The sequence below is a fragment of the Micromonospora globbae genome (assembly GCF_036184225.1).
GTDB classification, from domain to species: Bacteria; Actinomycetota; Actinomycetes; order Mycobacteriales; family Micromonosporaceae; genus Micromonospora; species Micromonospora globbae.
This window is the reverse complement of sequence record NZ_CP108084.1, coordinates 5,725,147-5,745,080: the sequence shown is the minus strand read 5'-3', so window position 1 is coordinate 5,745,080 and position 19,934 is coordinate 5,725,147. Positions and strand designations below refer to the sequence as shown.

Genomic DNA, 19,934 nt, shown 5'->3' with positions numbered 1-19,934 from the left:
CCAAGCCCTCGATCCGTCGGCTCACCGATCCCGACGCCATCGCCACGCTTCCTCGCTGGTCGGCCCTGCGTCGGCTGACTCCGATGCCTCTTCACCTTGGATTTTCGGCGATCGACCAACCCGCCGCAGCGGATTGGGCTCAATAGCGCCGCGGCACGGGGTCGCCACGGTCGGGGGTGTGCGCGTGGCGAACGGTCCGAACGGAGCACCCCTCACGGCGAAGGCGCGTCAACGAGATCAGCCGGATCGAGACGCAGGATGGCGAGCAGCCCGGCGTGCTCTCCCGAGTCCACCCGCTCCGGTAGCTCGCGCTCGACCCAGTCGGCCCTGACCTGCTGGCCGCGTTGGCGAAGAACGTTGACGATCCGCTGCCTGGCGATGTTCATCGGATACTCCCCTGTGAAGCCGCCCGAAAGGGTCGTGCTCACGGGCGGCCGTGCGAACGCGCTGATTTGATCCCACCACCGTCGGGACACACGGCGGCCCTGAGCGTGCCGCGCCGGCGGATCCGGCGGCCGGGACGTAATTGGCGATCAGCCAGCACGACGAGCAGGCTTGGCACGATGGAAGTGACGATTGGCGCCCGAGGGGGATGGTGGACGGCAGTGGCGGCCGCCAGGGACTCGGGTGACACACTCACCGTACGCCTCATGGCGTAGATCCGCACCCGCACCGGGCCGGCTTCGCACATCGCCCCTGCCCATCGGTCTGGCGCTACTGCTGGCCGCTGTCATCGGCACCATGAGCCCGCTACAACATCCGCCGCACCTTGGCTTAATCCTCACCGCCACCCGAAGGCGAGCGGTTCTGGACGGCGGGCGGTGGCCGCGATCCCGGAAGCGATCGCCGAAATCCCGAGCCTCGCCCTCACCCTGGTTCGAATCCGGCAGATCATGCGTGCGGGTACCACCGGCCCCGGCGGCGACAACAACCCGCACCGATCCATGCTCGGTCTGTGAGAAGGAGGGTGGGGGTAACGGTGGCAACACGAAGGACCGGGATTCTCGGGCCAGCCCGAGGCGCGGGCGCCAACCCAAACCGAGGGGACAAAGTCAACTTTTGCCATATTGAGTTCGCTACTGCCTTAAAATCGCTCAGGGCTTTCTCGCCACCGACCCGGCCACGTCCCCCACCGCAAAACTCTCGCCAGTCCAGGAAGGCCCGGGTTAGTAGACGGGAGCCCGATGACGACCGACCGAGCAATAGGGCTGGCCCGGGAGAGCGAGGGACCTCAGCGGGCAACCCTGCTGGAACTGTTTCTCGACCTGGTCTTCGTCGCCGCGCTCGCCCTGACATCACGAACCTTGGCCCAGCGTCTCGACTGGGTCGGGGCCGTCCAGACCGTGGTGCTGCTGTTGGCGATCTGGTGGGTCTGGTCCGCCACCGCGCTGGTAACCGACCTCTACCACGCGCAGCGGCCTCCCATCTTCGTCATGACGCTATGGGTCATGCTCGGAACCATCCTGATCGGTGGCACGCTGCCCGACGCCTTCTCCGACCGCGCCCTGGTCTTCGCGGGCGCATACGTGGCGATCCACCTGGGACGTGGCCTCTTCCTCATCGCCACGCTGCACACCCGCACGACGCGCCTGCACCCCAGCCAATTCGTCTTCTGGTTCCTCGTCTCCGCCGCACCATGGCTCGCCGGCGGCCTCGTGGCAGGCCCAGCGCGGGGCCTGCTGTGGACCGCGGCCCTCACCATCGACTACGGATCAGCCTGGCTCCGTTACCCCACGCCCCGGCTCGGTCGGGTACCCACATCCGAGTACACGGTGGCAGCCGACCACCTGGCGGAGCGCTACCAGCAATTCTTCACCCTCGCCCTCGGTGATCTCATCCTCGTCACCACCATCACCTACGCCGACAGCGACATGACAGCCGGGCGCACGGCCGCGCTCCTGCTTGCCTTCGCCGCCACCGTGCTGCTGTGGCAGGTCTACGTCCACCGCGCCGGAGCCCTGCTGAAAGCCACCATCGAATCCTCCCGAGATCCGGGCCGATTCGTGCGGTCCGCACCCAACACCCACCTGCTCATGGTGGCCGGAGTGGTCGCCGCGTCCGCCGGCTTCGAAGTCGTCATCGCCCACCCCACCGATCACAGCACACCTTGGCAGGCCGGCGTCATTCTCGGCGGACCCGCGTTGTTCCTGGCCGGACGAGCCCGCTTCGAATACGAGGTGTTCAGCCGGGTGTCACCGTCCCGGCTGGTGGCACTGCTAGCGCTGATCGTCGCCGGACCCGCTCTAGTGCTCGCACCCGCACTGCTGGCCGGCCTCACCGCCACCCTCGTCCTGGCAGGAGTTGCCATCGCAGACAGCATCCGGGCCCGCGGCGCCCCACCCGAGCAACCAGCCCCCTCCATGTAACTGAAGGCGCGAGACCACTCGAACAACTGGACTCATCAGGAGCCAGATCCTCCTGCTGATCTCCGGCACGCAGAGCGGATGGTGCTCACTAAAAAGACATCTGCGCCCTGTTGGCACCAGGACCTGACCTGGCGCCAGCAGGGCAGCTACATGGGGCGGCTTCTTGACGGGTGCGGTGGGCCGGCGACCTCCCCGCGACCGTCAAGCCGCGCGACGCGGCGGCGTACGTGATCGCCCTGTCCCAGGGCTTCGCGGTCCAAGCAGCACTACTGGCACTCCATGCGTCTTTTCTCTCCGGCGGAGTACAGCCCGCTGCCGGGGTGGGGCATGCCGCGGCAGGAGGGTGAGGAGTTTCCGACCGCCGGGCACGTGGTGGATTACCTGCGCGCGTACGAGAAGCGGTATGACCTGGCGGTGCGCCGGCCTGTCTGGGTGCACCAGGTGCGGCCGGCCGGGGAGCGCCTGGCGGTGGAGAGCGAGGCTGGGACCTGGTTGGCCCGGTACGTCATCTCGGCCACTGGCACGTGGGAGTGCCCGTACGTGCCGGACGTCCCGGGTCGTGAGGCGTTCGCCGGTCGGCAGTTGCACACGGTGGACTACACCTCGCCGCAGGACTTCCGGGGGCAGCGGGTCGTGGTCGTCGGTGGGGGTAACTCGGCGGCGCAGATCCTGGCCGAGGTGTCCCGGGTCGCCGAGGCCACCTGGGTCACCATGCGCCCTCCGCGGTTCATGCCGGATGACGTCGACGGTCGGGTGCTGTTCGGGGTTGCCACCCGCGCGGCCGGCGGTGGTGCAGGTGGCGGTGTCAGCGACTTGGGGGACATCGTGATGGTGCCCACCGTCCGCGATGCGCGGGAGCGCGGGGTCCTGCACGCCCGTCCGATGTTCGTACGGCTGACCGCGCACGGCGTGCGTTGGGCGGACGGCGCCGAGCAGTCCTGCGATGCCGTCATCTGGTGCACAGCGTTCCGGCCAAACCTCACCCATCTCGCGCCGCTGCTACCAGGCGGGCGGCACGGAGAGGTGGAGACCGAGGGAACACGGTCGGTAGACGAGTCCCGCCTCTACTTGCTCGGCTACGGCGACTGGACGGGGCCGGCGTCGGCGACGCTGGTGGGTGCGGGCCGGACGGCGAAGGCCACGGTGGCGGACGTCGCCACTCGAATCCGAGAGTCGTAGGCCTGAGGTCCGGCCGGCTCGGCCAGGACCTCAGGCGGTGTCGGTTAGGGCAGGGCGGCGAGGTAGCGCTCGGCGTCGAGTGCGGCGGCGCAGCCGGTGCCGGCGGCGGTGATGGCCTGCCGGTAGGTGTGGTCGACGAGGTCACCGGCGGCGAACACACCGGGCACGTTGGTGCGGGTGCTGGGGGATTCGACGGTGACGTAGCCGTCGGGGTCGAGGTCGACCTGCCCCGCGAAGAGTTCGCTGCGGGGGTCGTGGCCGATGGCGACGAACACGCCGGTGGCGTCCAGGATCCGGGTTTTGCCGGTGTGGACGTCACGGAGGCGGGCTCCGACGACGGCACCGTTGTTGCCGATGATTTCCTCGACGATGCTGTTCCACGCGATGCGGATCTTGTCGTTGGTGAGGGCGCGTTCGGCCATGATGGGGCTGGCGCGGAAGGTGTCGCGGCGGTGCACGATGGTGACGCTGCGGGCGAAGCGGGTGAGGAAGGTGGCTTCCTCCATGGCCGAGTCGCCGCCGCCGATGACGGCGATGTCCTGGTCGCGGAAGAAGAACCCGTCGCAGGTGGCGCAGGAGGAGACGCCGTGCCCGAGGAGTTCCTGTTCGCCGGGGACGCCGAGGGGCCGCCAGGCGGATCCGGTGGCGAGGATGACAGCGTCGGCGCGATAGGCCTGCTCGCCCACGTGCACGGTCTTCGGGCCGGGGCCGGTGAGGTCGACGTGGGTGGCGTCGTCGGTGAGGAACTGGGCGCCGAATCGGTCGGCCTGCTTGCGGAGATTGTCCATCAGCTCGGGGCCGGTAATGCCGTCGGGGAAGCCGGGAAAGTTCTCCACCTCGGTGGTGGTCATCAGCGCGCCGCCGGATTGGGCGCCCTCGATGACTAGGGGTGTGAGGTTGGCGCGGGCGGCGTAGAGGGCGGCGGTGTAGCCGGCGGGCCCGGAGCCGATGATGATCAGGCGGTGCGGGTCGGGCACGAGGGGCTCCTGCTCAGTTGAGCCGCCCGCTGGTGGGGCTGGCGGGCGAGGTGGGGCGGGGTGATGTTCAGGTGGTGGGGCGCAGGTCGGCGAGCAGGTTCTCCACTCGGGTGCGGATCTCGTCACGGATGCGACGGACCGCGTCCAGGCCCTGGCCGGCCGGGTCGTCGAGTTGCCAGTCTTCGTACCGCTTGCCGGGGAAGGCCGGGCAGACGTCGCCGCAGCCCATCGTGATGATGACGTCGGAGGCTTCGGCGGTGGCGTAGTCGAGGATCTTCGGCTTGTTGGCGGTGATGTCGATGCTGACCTCACGCATGGCCTCGATTGCCACCGGGTTGATCTGGTCGGCGGGCTCGGAGCCGGCGGAGCGGACCTCGACGGCGTCACCGGCGAGGTGGCGCAGCCAGCCGGCGGCCATCTGGGAACGGCCGGCGTTGTGGACGCAGACGAACAGGACGCTGGGCTTGGACATCAGATGCCTTCCTTGCAGTACAGGTCATAGGGCCGGTTCATGGGCGCCGCGGCGCGGGTTGCAGGTAGGAACCGGTCGGGGTCGCTGTTGTGGTCGAGCAGTCGGTAGCGGCCGGCGGGGCGCGGCGGGTTGAGCAGGTGGCGGTTGCCCATCTCTGTCTCACCCTGCTCGGGGTTGGGGACCGTCACGGGCGCTGGTCCAGCACCGGGTCGCCTTCCTTCGCAGGGACGACGACCTGATCGGCGGCCCGCCCAGCATCGGGGTAGAGCGCAGCGAGCAAACCGACGCCGACTACCAGCCCGACCAGTTGGGCGACGACGAACCCGGGGAGGGAAGCGGGCGCGATGCCGGCGAACGTGTCGGTGAACGCCCGCCCGATGGTGACCGCGGGGTTGGCGAACGAGGTGGACGAGGTGAACCAGTAGGCGGCGCCGATGTAGGCACCGACGGCGGCGGGTGCGACGGGGGCGCGGCCGGAGCGGGCGAGGGCGAAGATCAGCAGGAGCAGGCCAGTGGTGGCGACGACCTCGCCGAGCCACAGGTGCCCGGCGGCCCGATCTTTGTGGGAGAAGTCGACGGCGGCGAGGTTAAACATCAGGTTCGCCAGCACCGAACCGGCGATCGCGCCCAGCACTTGGGCTGCGATGTAGCCGCCCAGGTCGCGGGCGGTGAGGCCGGTGCCGGCGCGGCGGCCGAGGAACCAGTCAGCGGCGGATACGACCGGGTTGAAATGTGCCCCGGAGATCGGGCCGAAGATCAGGATCAGCGCGCCGAGGGCGAACGCGGTGGCGGTGGAGTTCTCCAGCAGTTGGAGGCCGACGTCGCCGGGGGAGAGGGTGGTGGCCATGATGCCGGAGCCGACCACGGCGGTGACCAGCAGGGCGGTGCCGGTGAACTCGGCCAGCAGGCGCCGCCGAAGTGCGATGGTCATCAGTCTGTTCTCTCTCCTGGTCGAGCGGTCACCACATCTGCTGTGACGGTGCTGGTTATCGGGTGGCGGCGACGTTCAGCTCGTCGAGCAGGCGGCGTACCCGGCGTTCGATCTCGTCCCGGATCGGCCGCACGCCGGCTAGGTCCAGCCCGGCCGGGTCGTCGACGACCCAGTTCTCGTAGTGGGTGCCGGGGAAGACGGGGCAGGCGTCGCCGCAGCCCATGGTGACCACGACGTCGGCGGCACGGACGACCTCGTCGGTCCAAGGCTTGGGGAATTCCTCGGAGATGTCGATGCCGCGTTCGGCCATGGCGGCGACCGCGGAGGGGTTGATCTCGATGCCGGGTTCGCTGCCCCCGGACCACGCCACCGCGCCGTCGCCAGCGAGGTGGGTGAGGAAGCCCAGCGCCATCTGGGAGCGGCCCGCGTTGTGGGTGCACAGGAACAGCACGACGGGACGGCCGTCGCGGTGGTGGCCTTCGACCCGGGCGAGGGCACGCAAGCGTTGGCGGGCGAAGCGCTCGGCGAGCAGCGGCAGGTAGTTCGCGATGCTGGCGACGGTGGCGAACTGGTCGTAGCTGCTGTGCAGGAACCGCTCGATTGTCTCAGTGCCGTAGGTACCGTCGAACTCGGCGGCCAGTCGGGTCGCGGCGGTGTGTAGGGCGACCTGCTGGTCGAGGGTGATCTCCTGGTGGGGGCTGGTGTCGGTCATTGGGGACCTCCGGGGATAACGGCGGGAGCGAGCCGATTGACCCGGTCGGCGAGGTCGGCGTAGGCGGCTTCGAACGCCTCGTCGGTGTCGACGCGGACCGGGTCCGGCACGGACCAGTGCAGGCGGGGGCGGACCGGGCCGGTCAGTTCCTCGTGGGCGTTGTCGCACACGGCGATCACGAGGTCATCGTCGCGGACGATGTCGGTGACGTGGGCGGTGCTGGTCGGGTCGAGGTCGAGGTGGTGGCGGTAGGCCACGGCCAGCGCGCGGGGGTGCACCCTGGCGGCAGGTTTCGTGCCGGCGGAGGCGACGTCGCTGTGGGTGTGCTGCTTCCACAGCGCGGCGGCCAGCTGGGAGCGGGCCGAGTTGTGGGTGCACACGAACACCACGCGGCCGACGCCGGTCAGCCGGGGAGTGGCGAGTGCGGCGAGGGCCTCCGGGCGTAGCCGCAGGTAGGTGCGGCGGCGGTCACCCTCGGATCGGCCCTTGGTGACCAGGCCGGCGTCGGTGAGGACCTTGACGTGGTGGGCGACCAAGTTGGTCGGCATGTCGAGGGTGTGGGCGATCTCCCCTGGGGAGGCATCGCCCAGGGTGAGCGCATCCACGATCGCCAAGCGCGCCGGGTCGCCAAGCGCGGCGTGGATTCGGGCACGCCCCACGAGGGAAGAAGACTCAGCGTTCATTGACTCAATGATTGCTGAGGCACCCCCCAGAGTCAAGCTGTTCCCGCAGGGGGTCCGGCCATTAGGGCGGCTCGATCAGCAGCAGGTCGACAGGTAGGACTGCAAGTCGGCCAGGGCGGCGAGGGCGCCGTCGCGGTCGGCCCGGTAGAACACCGTCTTGCCGTCGCGTCGCGAGGTGACCACCCCGCCGCGTCGCAGCAGCGTCAACTGCTGCGACGCGGTGGCCTGGCTGATGCCGACCCGCTCCGCCACCTGGCCCACGGACATCTCGGCGCCGCGGGCGAACAGCATCATGATCCGCTGCCGGGTGGGGCTGCCGAGGGCCTTGAGGAACTCCTGCGTCTGCGGCGCAAGACCCGGGGCACCGCTCTGCGGCCCGGTCGGCTGGTCGGCGGCGGTCTGGCTCATGGTCACACCTTTCCTCGTCACCCTCATATTGTCATTCAACAAAATGACGTTATGATTCGGACGTGACTGCTCAAGCGGATCCCGTGATCATCATTGGCGGCGGCCAGTCCGGCCTCGCCGCCGCTCGTGCCGCCCTCGCCGTCGGCCTGCGTCCGGTCGTTCTTCACGCGGGTGACTCACCGGCTGGCTCCTGGCCGGACTACTACGACAGCCTGACCCTGTTCTCGCCCGCCCGCTACAGCGCCCTGCCCGGGATGGCTTTCGACGGGGACCCCGAGCACTACCCCCACCGTGACGAGGTCGTCGCCTACCTGCGCCGCTACGCCCGCACTTTCGACGCCGAGATCCGCACCGGCGTACGCGTCACCGAGGTTCACCCGCGCGCTGGCGGCGGGTACCTCGTGCGCACCGGCGCTGGTGACGAGATCGCCGCAGCCGGTGTCGTCGCCGCCAGCGGGTCTTTCGGCAACCCGTACCTGCCCGACCTGCCCGGCCGGGGCGACTTCACCGGGGACCTGCTGCATGTCGCCGACTACCGCCGGCCCGGACCCTATGCCGGCAAGCGGGTGATCGTCGTCGGGGCGGGCAACTCGGCGGTGCAGGTCGCCTACGAGCTCGCGGCGCACGCGCACGTCACCCTCGCCACCCGGGGGCCCGTCCGGTTCCTGCCGCAGCGCATCGGCGGGCGGGACCTGCATCACTGGCTGCGCGTCACCGGCGCGGACCGCCTCCCTCGGCGCGTCCTCAGCCGCCTGATCCGGCACGCCGCCGTGCTCGACACCGGTGTCTACCGCGACGCCCTCGCCTCCGGGCAGCTCGCCCGTCGGCACATGTTCACTGCCTTCACCCCCGACGGCGTCGTCTGGGGCGACGGCACCATCGAGTGCGTCGACGCGGTCATCTTCGCCACCGGCTACCGCCCGAACCTGGGCTACCTGGAGCCCCTCGGCGCCCTGGCGCACGGCACGCCCCGACAGGTGGGCGGACTCTCTACCAGCCACCAAGGGCTCGTCTACGTGGGGCTGGAGTTCCAGCGGTCCTTCGCCTCGAACACGCTGCGCGGCGTCAGCCGCGACGCCACCCACGTGATGCGCGCCCTCGCCGCGCACCTGTCCGGACGGCGCAGGCTGCCACGCTCGGCAGCCGTCCCGGCGTCCGCGCCGACCGGCACGTCCGGCGCAGGACGCTGACCCACTGCGCGGCAGCCGTCCCGCACGGGCGGTGGGTTACGAGTCGGCTGGCGCGACGGTGAGCAGGGCCGCCAACTGGCGCAGGATCCCCGGACGCGCCCGGTAGTAGACCCAGGTGCCCCGCCGCTCGGCGTCCACCAGACCTGCCTGCCGCAACGTCTTCAGATGGTGCGAGATCGTCGGCCCGGTCAGGTCGAACGCCGGTGTCAGGTCACACACGCACGCCTCCCCGCCTTCGGCGGAAGCGATCATCGACATCAACTGCAGCCGCACCGGATCACCCAGGGCCTTGAACGCGGGCGCGAGGACCGCGGCGGTCTCTGCCGGCACCCGGCGCTGCGCCAGCGGCGGGCAGCAGGGTGCATCGGCGTTCAGGTCGATCATGGCGAGGGGCACGACTTGCTTCGACATGCCTCTAGGTTGACATCCCTCTAATCAGCGTGCAAGTCTCTGCTTAGACAGACGTCAAGACAGACGCCGTCGGGAAGGAATCGTCATGTTCGGCAAGGCTCGGCGGTCATCGGCAGCGCCGGCGGGAGTGGTGTTCTGCGACTCCTGCGCGGAGGTGTCCACCGCCGCCCAACGCGCGCAGCGCCGCTACGAACGCGCCCGCACCACCGTCTACACCCTGATCAGCCCCCGATAACCGGAAGGGACATCCTGATGAGCGAGAACATCCAGACCACCGGCGGGTTCGCCGGCGACCCGGCCGCCGCCCTGGCGGTCACCGGATCTGGCTCCTGCTGCGGAAGCCCCGCCCAGGCGGTCGGCGCGATCCTCCCTCCCGCCGGTGAGGCGGCGACGGCCGGCGGCTGCTGCGGCACGGCGGAGGCCGCCCATGCCGCCGGTTCCTGCTGCGACGCCGAGGCCAAGGCCGACGCCATCACCGCGGGACAGGGGTGCTGCGGATGATGTCCTCGGCCTTGCTGGCAGACCTGCTCGGCCAGGTGTCGGCGGACCGGATGACGGCCACCGTCGCCGCCCTCGCCGGGGACGGCTTCGCCGGCCGACGCGTCGGCTCGGCCGGCGGGGCCGCCGCCCGGGCGTGGCTCGTCGACCAGCTCGCCTCCCTCGGTGCTTCCCTGACGACCGACGCCTTCCCGGTCCGGTCCGTGCCGCAGGTCTACGCGGGGCCAGCGGCGATGTGGGGCGGCGACGACACAACCGCCTCGCTGGCCTTCGGCCGGCAGGTCGCGATCCACACCGCCTCCGCGCAAATGAGCGAGGTGCGCCGAGGGCCGCTCGGGGTCGCCGGCCGCGAGGACCCCGCCGGCCGGTGGCTCGTGGTGCCGGCGGGGACGAGCCTGTTCGACGCGTACCGCGACACGCAGGAGGCGGTCGGGCTGTTGATGAGCCGGGCCGTCGACGCCGGCGGATGGCAGTTCACCACCCTCGCCGGTCCCAACCCCGGCCCGCTGCCCATCCTGACCCTCGATGCGGACACCCACCGCGACGTCCTCGCCGCCGCCAGCACAGCCGGGAGCTGGTTCAGCGGGAACGCCCCGCTGCGGCGCGACGACGTCACCGGCGTCAACGTCCACGCCGCCGTTCGCGCGCCGGCTAGGCCCCATGACATTGACCTTCTGCTGACGGCCCACTATGACGGGGTGGGTGACCACCCGGGGCTGCGCCAACCCGGCGCGTCGGACAACGCGAGCGGGGTCGGAGTGGTCCTCGAGGTGGCCCGAATCCTGTCGGCCGGGCTACCTGAGGGGATCGGGCTGTCCGTCGCGCTGCTCGACGGCGAGGAGGTCGGTGCGCTCGGCTCCGCCCACCACGCCGCCCAGCTCCGCGCCGCAGGGGCCGCACCGCTGGTCATCAATGTCGACGGCGCCGGCCGCCTGGACGGGGCAGCGGCGGTGGAGGCCGGCGGTCCTGCCCACCGGCTCCTGGCGCTGCTCGACCAGGCGGGACGGCACACCGGCGTCCCTCTCGCAGCGGGTCCGGTGGCATCGGACAACCGCCGCTACGGCGGAGCCGGTTTCGCCGCGGTGGGAATCGGAGCCGGCATGGTTGGGTACCACAGCCCGGCCGACACCGCGGACCGCGTCGACCCGCAGACGCTGACTGCGATCGCCCGCCTCGTCGTCGCCACCGCCTGCCTCGCCGCGGCGGCGCCCGCTACACTTTCATCGTCGATCGGCGATAAACGATAGAAGGAGTGATGGTGGGCGACCTCCTCGACCGGGCGACCGCGCAGACCTACGCCTCGTGGTTTCGTGCACTGGCCGACCCGACGCGGGTGCAGATCGTCGAGTACCTCGCCCGGCACAACCGGCCCATGAGCGTGGGCGAGATCGTCGCCGCCGTGGGGCTGGCCCAGTCCACCGTCTCCCAACATCTGAAGATCCTCACCGAGGTGCGGTTCGTGCTCGTCGAGCCGGTCGGCACCGCCCGCCACTACCGCATCAACGACGCCTGTGTCGGCTGTTTCCCGTCCGCGGCCGACGTGGTCATGGGCCGCCCGGCCCCGACCCCGAAGGGAGCCTGCTGATGGCCGACATCACCGTCCGCCGGATGACGGGGGATGACGCTGACCGGGTCCTGGCGATCTACCAGGCCGGTCTCGACGGAGGCAACGCCAGCTTCGAGACCGTTGCCCCGACCTGGGCGGCGTTCGACGCCGGCAAACTGGCCGAGCACCGGTTCGTCGCCGTCGATCCCGACGATCGCGTCCTCGGCTGGGTCGCCGTGTCACCCACCTCGGCGCGGGCGGTCTACGCCGGCGTGGTCGAGCACTCCGTCTACATCGACCCCGCCGCCCAGGGCAGAGGCGTCGGCCGGCTGCTCCTGGACGCCGTGATCGCCTCGACCGAGGCTGCCGGCATCTGGACCATCCAGTCCGGTGTTTTCCCCGAGAACACCGCCAGCCTCGCCCTGCACCAGCGGGCCGGCTTCCGGATCATCGGCACCCGCGAACGCGTCGGCCGCCACCACGGCCGCTGGCGCGACGTGATCCTGCTCGAACGCCGCAGCCCCGCCATTACCTGACCCACACTGCCGCCGCCGTTGACCGGCGGCCTAATACGCCCTGTTGTTTCGACGAACCTCAACATAAGGAGTTTCTGATGAGCGCCTTGGACCAGCTGCCCGTCGCCGTCATCGGCGCGGGACCGGTCGGCCTGGCCGCCGCCGCGCACCTGCACGAGCGTGGCCTCCCCTTCCTCGTTCTCGAAGCCGGCGACACCGCTGGGGCGGCCGTACGGCAGTGGGGCCACGTCCGCGTGTTCTCCCCGTGGCGGTACAACATCGACTCATCCGCCCGCCGGCTGCTCGACGACGCGGGGTGGCCCGCCCCCGACCTGGAGGTTCTGCCCACCGGCGCCGAGCTCGCCGCCGACTACCTGCAGCCCCTCGCTGAGCTGCCGCAGCTCAAGCCGCACTTGCGCTACGGCGCCCGCGTCGAGGCGATCAGCCGTCTCGGCCTGGACCGGCTCCGCACCGCCGGACGCGACCAAGCCCCGTTCCTGATCCGCCTCACCACCGGCGAGGAGATCCTCGCCCGCGCCGTCATCGACGCCTCCGGCACCTGGGGGACCCCCAACGTCCTCGGCGCCTCCGGCCTCCCGGCCCAGGGTGAGAAGGAAGCCGCCGGGTTCCTGGAGCACGCGCTGCCGGACGTGCTCGGCGCCGGCCGAGACCGGTTCGCCGGCCGGCACACCCTCGTCGTCGGGGCTGGGCATTCCGCCGCCAACACCCTGCTGTCCCTCGCTGAACTCGCCGCCCAGGTGCCCGGCACGGAGGTGACCTGGGCGATCCGTTCCGCGTCCCCGGCCCGCACCTACGGCGGCGGGGACGCGGACGCCCTCCCGGCGCGCGGCGCGCTCGGCTCCCGGCTGCGCGACCACGTCGACGCGGGCCGGATCCGGCTGCTCACTGGATTCTCCGTCCACGCGATCACGCCGACCGACGGGCGGGTCGCCGTCGTCGTCCGACACGCCGACGGCACCGACGAATCGGTCACGGTCGACCGGATCGTCGCCGCCACCGGCTTCCGACCCGACCACTCCCTCGCCGCCGAGCTGCGCCTGGACCTGGACCCGATCATGGGCGCCACCCGCGCCCTCGCCCCGCTGATCGACCCGAACGAGCACTCCTGCGGCACCGTGCCCCCGCACGGCGTTGACGAACTTGCCCACCCCGAGCCGGGTTACTACGCCGTGGGCATGAAGAGCTACGGCCGCGCCCCGACGTTCCTCATGGCCACCGGCTACGAGCAGGTCCGCTCCGTCGTCGCCGCCCTCGCCGGAGACTGGGACGCCGCCCGCGACGTGCAGCTCGACCTGCCGGAGACCGGGGTGTGCAACAGCAACCCCGCCGACTCCACCGGCACCGACAGCTGCTGCGGACCGAGCCCTGCGGCAGAGACGGCCGGTAAGGGGCTTGCCACGGGCATCTCCGGTGGCCTGCTGTCCGCGCCGCTTCAGCTCGTCAACCTCAACACTCCGGCAAGCGGCCAGACCGGCGGCTGCTGCGCCAGCTGATGGCCACCTCCACGAGGGTGCCCGGCCGACCCGACCGTCGGCGGGCACCACGCCCACGCGTGGCGACTGGTGGCCGCCCTGGCCATCACCTCGACCGTCGGCTACGGCACCCTCTACTACGCCTACGCAGTCCTGCTCAACCCCATGGCCGCCAGCCTCGGCGCTTCCACCACCGCTGTCACCGGCGCGCTGACCGCCAGTGTCCTCGCCGGCGCGCTGATGGCCATCCCGGTCGGCAGATGGCTCGACCGACACGGTGGACGCGCCCTCATGACCGCAGGCTCCATCACCGCCACCGCACTCCTGATCGCCTGGTCCCAAGTCCAGACCATCGGGCAGCTCTACGCCGTCATGATCGGCATCGGGATCACCGGCGCGATGGTCCTCTACGAACCCGCCTTCGCCGTCATCATCTCCTGGTTCACCCCCGACCGGCGACCCACCGCCCTCCTCGCCATTACCATCGTCGCCGGATTCGCCAGCACCATCTTCCTGCCACTCACCGGCCTCCTGGTCGCCCACCTCGGCTGGCGCGACGCCCTGCTCGCCCTCGCCGCCGTCCACGGCGTCGTGGCCATCCCCCTGCACGCCCTCACCATCCGCAAACCGCCGCACGACACCGCGCCCACCCCCGCCGCGCTGCGAACGGGCCACACCTCGCGGCGGGTGGCGACACGCGCCGCGATGCACGACCCCCGGTTTTGGCTCCTCGCCGCCGCGCTTATCGCTCACGGCGCCGCCACCAGCACCATCGGCGTCCACCTCGTCGGCTACCTGACCAGCCGCGGCCACCCCGCCACCTGTGCCGCCACCGCCGCCGGCCTGCTCGGTGCCCTGTCCGTCACCGGACGACTCGTCCTCACCGGCGCCCGACGCCGCCTCCGAGTCACCACCATCGTTTCTGCGGTCTTTGCCGTCCAGGCCGCCGCTGTCCTCACCATGCCTCTCGCCGCCGCAACCCGCGTAGGCGCGGTCATCACCGTCACCGGATTCGGGCTTGGCTTCGGCATCGCCAGCCTCGCCACCCCCGCCCTCATCGCCGACCGCTACGGCACCACCGCCTACGCCACCATCGCGGGGCGGCTCGCCGCCCCCGTCACGACGGTCAAAGCCGCCGCCCCCCTGCTTGCCGCCGCGCTCATACCGCACGGCGGCTACCACGCCTTGCTGGCAGCCGTCACCACCGCATGCCTTCTCGCTGCCGTCGGCATGCGCGCCGTGGGCGGGTCGGCGGAAAGCCGCGGCGGGCGCCAACGCCACGACCGCGGCGCGGAAAGCCACCAAGCAGACCGCGAAGAGCGAGGCGGCCACGGCCACGGGCCGCGTGTACCGGCGGTCGCCGAGTGATCTCGAGTCGGTGTATCAGCAGGCCGGCAGCGCGACGGCTGTCGCGATCACTACAACGGGCGTGCACACAGCCCAAGGGTGGATCCGCCCTGCGCCGCCGGCAAGCCAGCCAAGCCAGGTAGGACAACGCCGCACCCTGTGACGTGGGTCTGCCGACCCATTTGGGCTGGGGACCCGCGACGGCCTTGGCAGCCTCAGCGGACCCGCTTCGTCGCCCGCTTGCGGGGCGGCGTCAAGATCTCAGCGATCGCCGCTATCGCGGACCGCTCCAGGCGGTAGTACGCCCAGACGCCCCGCTTCTCGCGCACGAGCAGGCCGGCCTCGGTGAGAATCCGAAGGTGATGACTCACGGTCGGCTGAGAGAGACCAAGCAGCGCGGTGAGGTCACTCACGCATGCCTCGCCCTGCGCACCGGACTGGATCAGACTGAGCAGTCGCAGCCGGGCCGGGTCGGCGACTGCCTTCAGCACTCCCGCGAGTCGTTCGGCATCGGCGCGCTTGATTGGCTCGCCGCCGAGCGGCGAGACAGCAGGCGTAGCAGTTGTCGCAGTTCCCACGTCTTCCATCGTGGCACCAGAACCATCGATAGGCCGGCGGAATCAGAACCAGCACCCCGATGGCGGCCGAGAGCCCTGGTATGAGGAATGCTGGGCCGAGCGGGCCCGGCGCCAGGCGCCCGTTCGCCGGCACGACGGTTGGCACGGCCACCAGCTCCGCCACCTAGCCCGGTCGAGCGACCAGGCGCACGCTACGCAGCTCATGCGGCGCCGCTTCCCGTCCCGCTCGGCCGCGTTTCGGTTCGGGCGAGCAGTGACCCGGCCGGGAACACGAGCCTGCTCTCTGTGAGTGATCGGCAGATGACGTGAACGTTATCCTCATGTTTGACTATGCGTATGCGGGCGTGGGAGGCGCGACTGTCGATCGATTGCGGCACGGCCACCACCACGGCGGTCCTCGCCTGGCCTGATGGGAGCTCAACGTCGTTGTCGTTCGACGCCGCCCCGTACCTGCCCAGCGCGGTCTACGTGTCTCCCGGCGGTGAGGTGTGGACAGGCCAGCAGGCGCGGCAGGCCGCCGTGGCGGAGCCGAGCCGGCTGATCCCAAGCCCCCGTCGTCCTGCCGATGACAGCCTCACCGTGGAGGGGACCACGGTGGATGCGCTTGAGGTGGCGGCGGCGCCGCTGCGCCGGGTGGCGGTGGAGGCGGAGCAGGTTGCGGGTGGGCCGGTGCGGGATGTGCGGCTGGTGGTGCCGGCGGGCTGGGGTCCGAGGCGGCGCACATGGATGCGGCAGGTCGCGCACCGAGCCGGGTTGCCGCAGCCGCGTCTGGTCGAGGCCCCGGTGGCCGTCGCCGGGCATCTGCTGGCCACCGATGTGCAACTACCGGTCGGGGCTTTCATCGTCATCTGCGATGTAGGTGCGGGTGCCGAGATCAGCGTGCTGCGCCGCGGCGCAGCGGGTTTCGAGGTGCTGGCGACTCTCGCCGACGCGGCGGCAGGCGGCACCGCCATCGACGAGGCCGTGGCCGCCACCCTCACCGACCCGGATGTGCCCGGCGACGGCGCAGGCTGGTCGACGACAGTGGAGAGCGCCCGCGCCGCGAAGGAGGCCTTGGCCGCCCACCCGGCCGTCACGGTGCCGCTTCCCGACCGACCACCGGTGGTCGCGAACAGCGCCATGCTCGAGCAGGCGGCAGGACCGGTGCTGCAGCGGGTGGCGCAGCTGACCCAGGAGACGATGACGGCCGCCGAGCTCACCGCCACCGACGTTGCAGGCGTCTACTGCGTCGGCGGCAGCACCCACCTACCCCAGTTGGCCCAAGCCATCGCCGCGCGCACGGGCATCACTCCCTCGGTCGTACCGGAGCCCGCATCTGCCGCCGTGCGGGGCGCTGCGGACGCCGGCGCCGCCGGCCCTGGAGCCGCCGACCGGGTGGAGGTAGAGGTGCCGCCGGTGCGGCGCGCCGCCGCGATCGCGGTTCCTGGCTTCGCCTCGTTGGCGCTGATCTGGCAGTGCCTCATGACCGCGGAGCAGCACAGTACGCTGAACATCTACTTCTGGGTGGACCTGAACTGGGGCGAGTTCACGATGGCCACCGTGATGGCGCTGCTGGCATGCCTCGCGGCCGGCACTGTGCTCGGTTCCCTCATCGCTGCCCGCAGTCCCAGCCCCGGCACCCGCACTGAGGGCGGGAGGGTCGGCATCGGCATCCTCGCCGCAGTGTCCCTCGGGACCGCGATCGCCGGCCTGTACGCGGTGGTCGCCAGCCAGTACTTCGGCCAGCCGGTGGGCCGGTTTCTGAGTTGGGCGCTGTGGCCGATCGCCCCGATCGCGGTGATAGCCGTGGCGATGGCGGTGGTCGCCGCCCGGCAATGGCGTGCCCCGCACGGCGGTTGGTCGGCGCTGCTGGCCGCGCCGACCGGCTCGGTTGTCACCGCCACGCTCGGCATGGGGCTGGTGCAGTACTCGCTGACCGCCGAGCGGTGGCCGGAGCTGCTGCTGTGGATCGACGTCGCCGGCCGGGTCGGTGGGCTGCTGCTCGGTGTCGGGGTGGTGATGGCGCTGGTCGCGCCGCTGATGTTCCGGCTCATCCTCGCCGCCCCCCTCGCGGTGATCACGGCCGCGATCGTCAGTGATCAGGCCGCTGGCATTCTCGGCGTCACCTATGCCGTCGCTGTCGCGGTGTGGTGGGCCGCCCGGTTGTGGACCCGCATCATTCGCCCCGCTCCACACAGGCCCGCCGAGCAGCCGCCAGCGATGATCCCGGCCGGTATACCGACAGCTGGGGGTCGGTAGGGGTGCGGTGGCCGCGGCAGCTGATGTCGCTGCTGGTCGTCCTCGCGCTCCTGGCTGGCCCGCCGGTGGTGTTGCTGTCCCTGATCGGCCCACCGATATCCGGGTGGCCGACGGGGGAGCATCTGCGAGCATGGGTGCAGCAACCGCTGACCGAGCAGACCGTGACCGCCGCGCTGACCATCACGGCCTGGCTTCTGTGGCTTGTGCTCGCCTACACCGTCACCGTTCGGACGCTGACTCGCATCCGCGCTACCGCGCGCTGGCTGGCGCGCCTGCCACTGCCGACGCCCCTGCAGGCAACCGCCACCGGGATGGCCGGAGCTGCCGTTCTCGGTGCCGGCGCGAACGCCGTGACCGTCCCGGCGCCACCGCTTCCCGCGCCGGTGGGAACCCTCGACAGTCCTGGTGGCACCGGGGCCGCCAAGCACGACGGAAGGGCGCAGCGCTATGACGGGATCGCGGTGCACGGTGGATGGCTGCCCCGTGAGGTCGCCGAACAGGTCACCGCCGCAGCGGCCCTCGTCTGGCTGCGCCGCCGCCGCGACTACCAGCCCCACCCACCCGGACGGCTCGGGCGCGAGGACCCGGAACTGGCACCGTTGCCCTCGACCGCCGCCGCCGTGCAGGCAGCCCTCGCCGACGCACCCGCCCCGTTGGCCGAGATGGCGCCCGCAGCGGGCATCCCCGCCCTCGCGGGTGTTCCGGGCAGCGGTGTGGGCATCACCGGGCCCGGCGCGCTGGCCGTCGGACGGGGCCTTCTGGTCACCGTGCTGCTGGCCGGGCAACGCCACCCGACCGCGTGCCTGGTCACCACGAGGGCCGCCCTGACCAGGCTGCTCGGCCCCCACATGGAGCCGCTCGTCGATCGCCTGCCGCAGCTGGCGGTCGTGGACACCGTCGACGAGGCAGCCCACCTCGTCGTATCCGCCGCCCCGCCGGACCGGGCGCGCGGCGAATCCGAGACACGCGAGGGCAGGACAGCCGTCACCGCCCAGGCGCCCTTTGTTCTTATCGTCGAGGACGACTGCGGTCAGCGCGACGTGACGCCCCTGGTCGAGGCGGCGGTCACGAGGCGCGGCAGAGTTGTCATGCTGGGCAGGTGGCCGGCCGGGCCGACATGGCACGCTGACCCCGCAGGCCACCTGCACGACCCGCGCCGCCCCGATTGGTCCGGGCCGCGTTGGTGCGTCCTCGACCAGGTCGCGGCCACTGATCTTCTCGCCGTGATCGCCCACACCCAGACACCACCCGGCCCGGCTGGACCGGACGGCGCCTCCCCCCAGTCGGCGACACCGACCCGCCGGGTGCCACGGCAGGCCACCCGCCACCACCCCCTCCCCCAGGCCGCCGCCGGCCGCCGGTTGGAGCTGCGTGTGCTGGGCGAACCGACACTGCTTATCGACGGTCACCCCGTGGCTGTCAGACGTAGCGCCGCCGTCCAGGTCCTCGTCTACCTCGCCGTCCACCCCGACGGCGCCGACACCCGCCAGCTGATCGGCGCCATCTGGCCCGGCGTACCCCGGCAGTCCCTCGCCGGCCGGCTCTACACCACCCTCAGTGAACTCCGCGGCGTTGTCCGGGACGCCTGCGGGCTGAACCTCCTCGACCATGCCGACGACCGCTACCGCCTCAACCCCGCCCACATCCAGGTCGACCTGTGGCGCCTCCACGACGCGATCCAGCACGCCGCCACCGCCGTCACCAACACCCCCATCGCCTGGCAGGCCGTCATCGACGCCTACCCCGACGAACTCGCCACCGGACGCACCTGGCCCTGGCTCGACCCCATACGCGAAACCATCCGCCGACATGTCCTCGGCGCGCACGTGGCCCTCGCCGACACCGCCATTGACAAGCAGCGCGCCCTCACGCTGCTGCAGGCCGCCATCCGCATCGACCCCTACAACACCGACCTGCACACCCGCACGGTGAACGTCCTCACCGCGCTCGGCGAGCACCACGCGGCTCACGAGCTACGCGAGGGCTACATCCGCCGTCTCACCGCCGCGGGTTTGCACCCGGGCGACCAGGTTGGGTCGGCGGCGACGAACATGAGCGGTCCGCCCGTTGCCAAACGGATGCCCACGGTTCGCGGCTGACCTGGCGTCTCCCGCCGGTAGCGCCGCCCGCATCGGGACAGAGGCGATCTCTCCTTTCCCCACCCATCGGCCGGCTTGAGGAGCGGCGACCCGCCTTCGTCGTGATCCGACTACCAGGTGGAATCGGGCTCCCGTGCCGTCATCACGGCATAACGGGCGTCATGACGGCATGACGGAAGAGAAGGCGCAGAGACCCGGTTCGGCGCCGCCCCGTATGGGCCGCGGCTCGGTGAGCTGCGGTTGTGAGGTCGTGTAAGGCCGTGTGAGGTCCCGTCAGCTGCCGTAGCCCCG

The 19,934-nt window shown here is 71.2% G+C and carries 22 protein-coding genes and 1 pseudogene; 13 read left to right on the top strand and 10 right to left on the bottom strand.

What is annotated here, in order from left to right; genetic code table 11:
- Window positions 1–212: 212 nt before the first annotated feature.
- A complete protein-coding gene (locus OG994_RS26075) occupies window positions 213–386 on the bottom strand; it encodes a hypothetical protein (RefSeq protein ID WP_328851294.1) in 174 nt (57 codons plus the stop codon).
- Between the two features lie 435 nt (window positions 387–821).
- Here OG994_RS26075 and OG994_RS26070 point away from each other — a divergent pair, with 435 nt between their 5' ends.
- The 3 genes and pseudogenes from OG994_RS26070 to OG994_RS26060 form a co-directional block, all read left to right on the top strand.
- The gene (locus OG994_RS26070; protein WP_328851293.1) at window positions 822–959 is read left to right on the top strand and encodes a hypothetical protein; all 138 of its coding nucleotides are present in this window, start codon (window positions 822–824) and stop codon (window positions 957–959) included.
- A gap of 225 nt (window positions 960–1,184) precedes the next feature.
- Window positions 1,185–2,366 (top strand): low temperature requirement protein A, encoded by a 1,182-nt coding sequence (locus OG994_RS26065; RefSeq protein WP_328851292.1) that lies wholly within the window; start codon window positions 1,185–1,187, stop codon window positions 2,364–2,366.
- Window positions 2,367–2,633: 267 nt separating this feature from the next.
- Window positions 2,634–3,545 (top strand): annotated as a pseudogene (locus OG994_RS26060) (ArsO family NAD(P)H-dependent flavin-containing monooxygenase); the annotation flags it as partial.
- Window positions 3,546–3,589: 44 nt separating this feature from the next.
- Here OG994_RS26060 and trxB read toward each other — a convergent pair.
- The 7 genes from trxB to OG994_RS26025 all read right to left on the bottom strand — a co-directional run bounded on the left by trxB (window position 3,590) and on the right by OG994_RS26025 (window position 7,728).
- Window positions 3,590–4,522 carry a thioredoxin-disulfide reductase gene (gene trxB / locus OG994_RS26055; RefSeq protein ID WP_328851291.1) on the bottom strand — a complete coding sequence of 311 codons (933 nt, stop codon included), beginning with the start codon at window positions 4,520–4,522 and terminating at the stop codon, window positions 3,590–3,592.
- Window positions 4,523–4,589: 67 nt separating this feature from the next.
- Complete coding sequence (locus OG994_RS26050) at window positions 4,590–4,997, bottom strand: arsenate reductase ArsC (protein WP_120332248.1); 408 nt, start codon at window positions 4,995–4,997, stop codon at window positions 4,590–4,592.
- The gene (locus OG994_RS26045) at window positions 4,994–5,146 is read right to left on the bottom strand and encodes a hypothetical protein (RefSeq protein ID WP_328851290.1); all 153 of its coding nucleotides are present in this window, start codon (window positions 5,144–5,146) and stop codon (window positions 4,994–4,996) included. The genes OG994_RS26050 and OG994_RS26045 overlap by 4 nt, the downstream gene beginning before the upstream one ends.
- A 32-nt stretch (window positions 5,147–5,178) precedes the next feature.
- Complete coding sequence (locus tag OG994_RS26040; protein ID WP_120332250.1) at window positions 5,179–5,925, bottom strand: aquaporin; 747 nt, start codon at window positions 5,923–5,925, stop codon at window positions 5,179–5,181.
- A 55-nt stretch (window positions 5,926–5,980) separates the two neighbouring features.
- Entirely contained in the window at window positions 5,981–6,637 is a 657-nt protein-coding gene (locus tag OG994_RS26035; protein ID WP_120332251.1) for an arsenate reductase ArsC, read from the bottom strand.
- The gene (locus tag OG994_RS26030) at window positions 6,634–7,320 is read right to left on the bottom strand and encodes an arsenate reductase/protein-tyrosine-phosphatase family protein (RefSeq protein ID WP_328851289.1); all 687 of its coding nucleotides are present in this window, start codon (window positions 7,318–7,320) and stop codon (window positions 6,634–6,636) included. Before OG994_RS26030 ends, OG994_RS26035 begins: the two co-directional genes overlap by 4 nt.
- A gap of 75 nt (window positions 7,321–7,395) precedes the next feature.
- Window positions 7,396–7,728 (bottom strand): ArsR/SmtB family transcription factor, encoded by a 333-nt coding sequence (locus tag OG994_RS26025; RefSeq protein WP_120332257.1) that lies wholly within the window; start codon window positions 7,726–7,728, stop codon window positions 7,396–7,398.
- 62 nt (window positions 7,729–7,790) lie between these two features.
- On the opposite strand from OG994_RS26025, the gene OG994_RS26020 reads away from it, so the two are divergent.
- Complete coding sequence (locus OG994_RS26020) at window positions 7,791–8,918, top strand: flavin-containing monooxygenase (protein WP_328851288.1); 1,128 nt, start codon at window positions 7,791–7,793, stop codon at window positions 8,916–8,918.
- Window positions 8,919–8,954: 36 nt separating this feature from the next.
- On the opposite strand, the gene OG994_RS26015 is transcribed toward OG994_RS26020, so the two are convergent.
- The gene (locus OG994_RS26015) at window positions 8,955–9,329 is read right to left on the bottom strand and encodes an ArsR/SmtB family transcription factor (protein ID WP_328851287.1); all 375 of its coding nucleotides are present in this window, start codon (window positions 9,327–9,329) and stop codon (window positions 8,955–8,957) included.
- A gap of 85 nt (window positions 9,330–9,414) precedes the next feature.
- Between OG994_RS26015 and OG994_RS26010 the strand changes: the two genes are divergently transcribed.
- The 7 genes from OG994_RS26010 (at window position 9,415) to OG994_RS25980 (ending at window position 14,749) form a co-directional block, all read left to right on the top strand.
- Window positions 9,415–9,564 (top strand): hypothetical protein, encoded by a 150-nt coding sequence (locus tag OG994_RS26010; RefSeq protein WP_158610204.1) that lies wholly within the window; start codon window positions 9,415–9,417, stop codon window positions 9,562–9,564.
- A gap of 17 nt (window positions 9,565–9,581) precedes the next feature.
- Window positions 9,582–9,830, top strand: a complete 249-nt coding sequence (locus OG994_RS26005; protein ID WP_240033319.1) for a hypothetical protein — start codon at window positions 9,582–9,584, stop codon at window positions 9,828–9,830.
- On the top strand, window positions 9,827–11,074 hold the full coding sequence (locus OG994_RS26000) for a M28 family metallopeptidase (protein ID WP_328851286.1): 1,248 nt from the start codon (window positions 9,827–9,829) through the stop codon (window positions 11,072–11,074). The genes OG994_RS26005 and OG994_RS26000 overlap by 4 nt, the downstream gene beginning before the upstream one ends.
- An 8-nt stretch (window positions 11,075–11,082) precedes the next feature.
- Complete coding sequence (locus OG994_RS25995) at window positions 11,083–11,412, top strand: ArsR/SmtB family transcription factor (protein WP_328851285.1); 330 nt, start codon at window positions 11,083–11,085, stop codon at window positions 11,410–11,412.
- Entirely contained in the window at window positions 11,412–11,909 is a 498-nt protein-coding gene (locus OG994_RS25990) for a GNAT family N-acetyltransferase (protein WP_328851284.1), read from the top strand. The genes OG994_RS25995 and OG994_RS25990 overlap by 1 nt, the downstream gene beginning before the upstream one ends.
- A 77-nt stretch (window positions 11,910–11,986) precedes the next feature.
- Entirely contained in the window at window positions 11,987–13,402 is a 1,416-nt protein-coding gene (locus OG994_RS25985; RefSeq protein WP_328851283.1) for an FAD-dependent oxidoreductase, read from the top strand.
- Between the two features lie 69 nt (window positions 13,403–13,471).
- Window positions 13,472–14,749 carry an MFS transporter gene (locus tag OG994_RS25980; protein WP_328851282.1) on the top strand — a complete coding sequence of 426 codons (1,278 nt, stop codon included), beginning with the start codon at window positions 13,472–13,474 and terminating at the stop codon, window positions 14,747–14,749.
- Window positions 14,750–14,943: 194 nt separating this feature from the next.
- Here the strand turns inward: OG994_RS25980 and OG994_RS25975 are convergent, their stop codons facing one another.
- Window positions 14,944–15,315: an ArsR/SmtB family transcription factor gene (locus OG994_RS25975; protein WP_328851281.1), complete on the bottom strand. Its 372-nt coding sequence runs from the start codon at window positions 15,313–15,315 to the stop codon at window positions 14,944–14,946.
- A 327-nt stretch (window positions 15,316–15,642) separates the two neighbouring features.
- Between OG994_RS25975 and OG994_RS25970 the strand changes: the two genes are divergently transcribed.
- Window positions 15,643–17,544 carry an Hsp70 family protein gene (locus tag OG994_RS25970; RefSeq protein ID WP_328851280.1) on the top strand — a complete coding sequence of 634 codons (1,902 nt, stop codon included), beginning with the start codon at window positions 15,643–15,645 and terminating at the stop codon, window positions 17,542–17,544.
- Window positions 17,433–19,643, top strand: coding sequence for an AfsR/SARP family transcriptional regulator (locus tag OG994_RS25965; RefSeq protein WP_328851279.1), 2,211 nt, complete (start codon window positions 17,433–17,435; stop codon window positions 19,641–19,643). Before OG994_RS25970 ends, OG994_RS25965 begins: the two co-directional genes overlap by 112 nt.
- Window positions 19,644–19,934 lie beyond the last annotated feature (291 nt).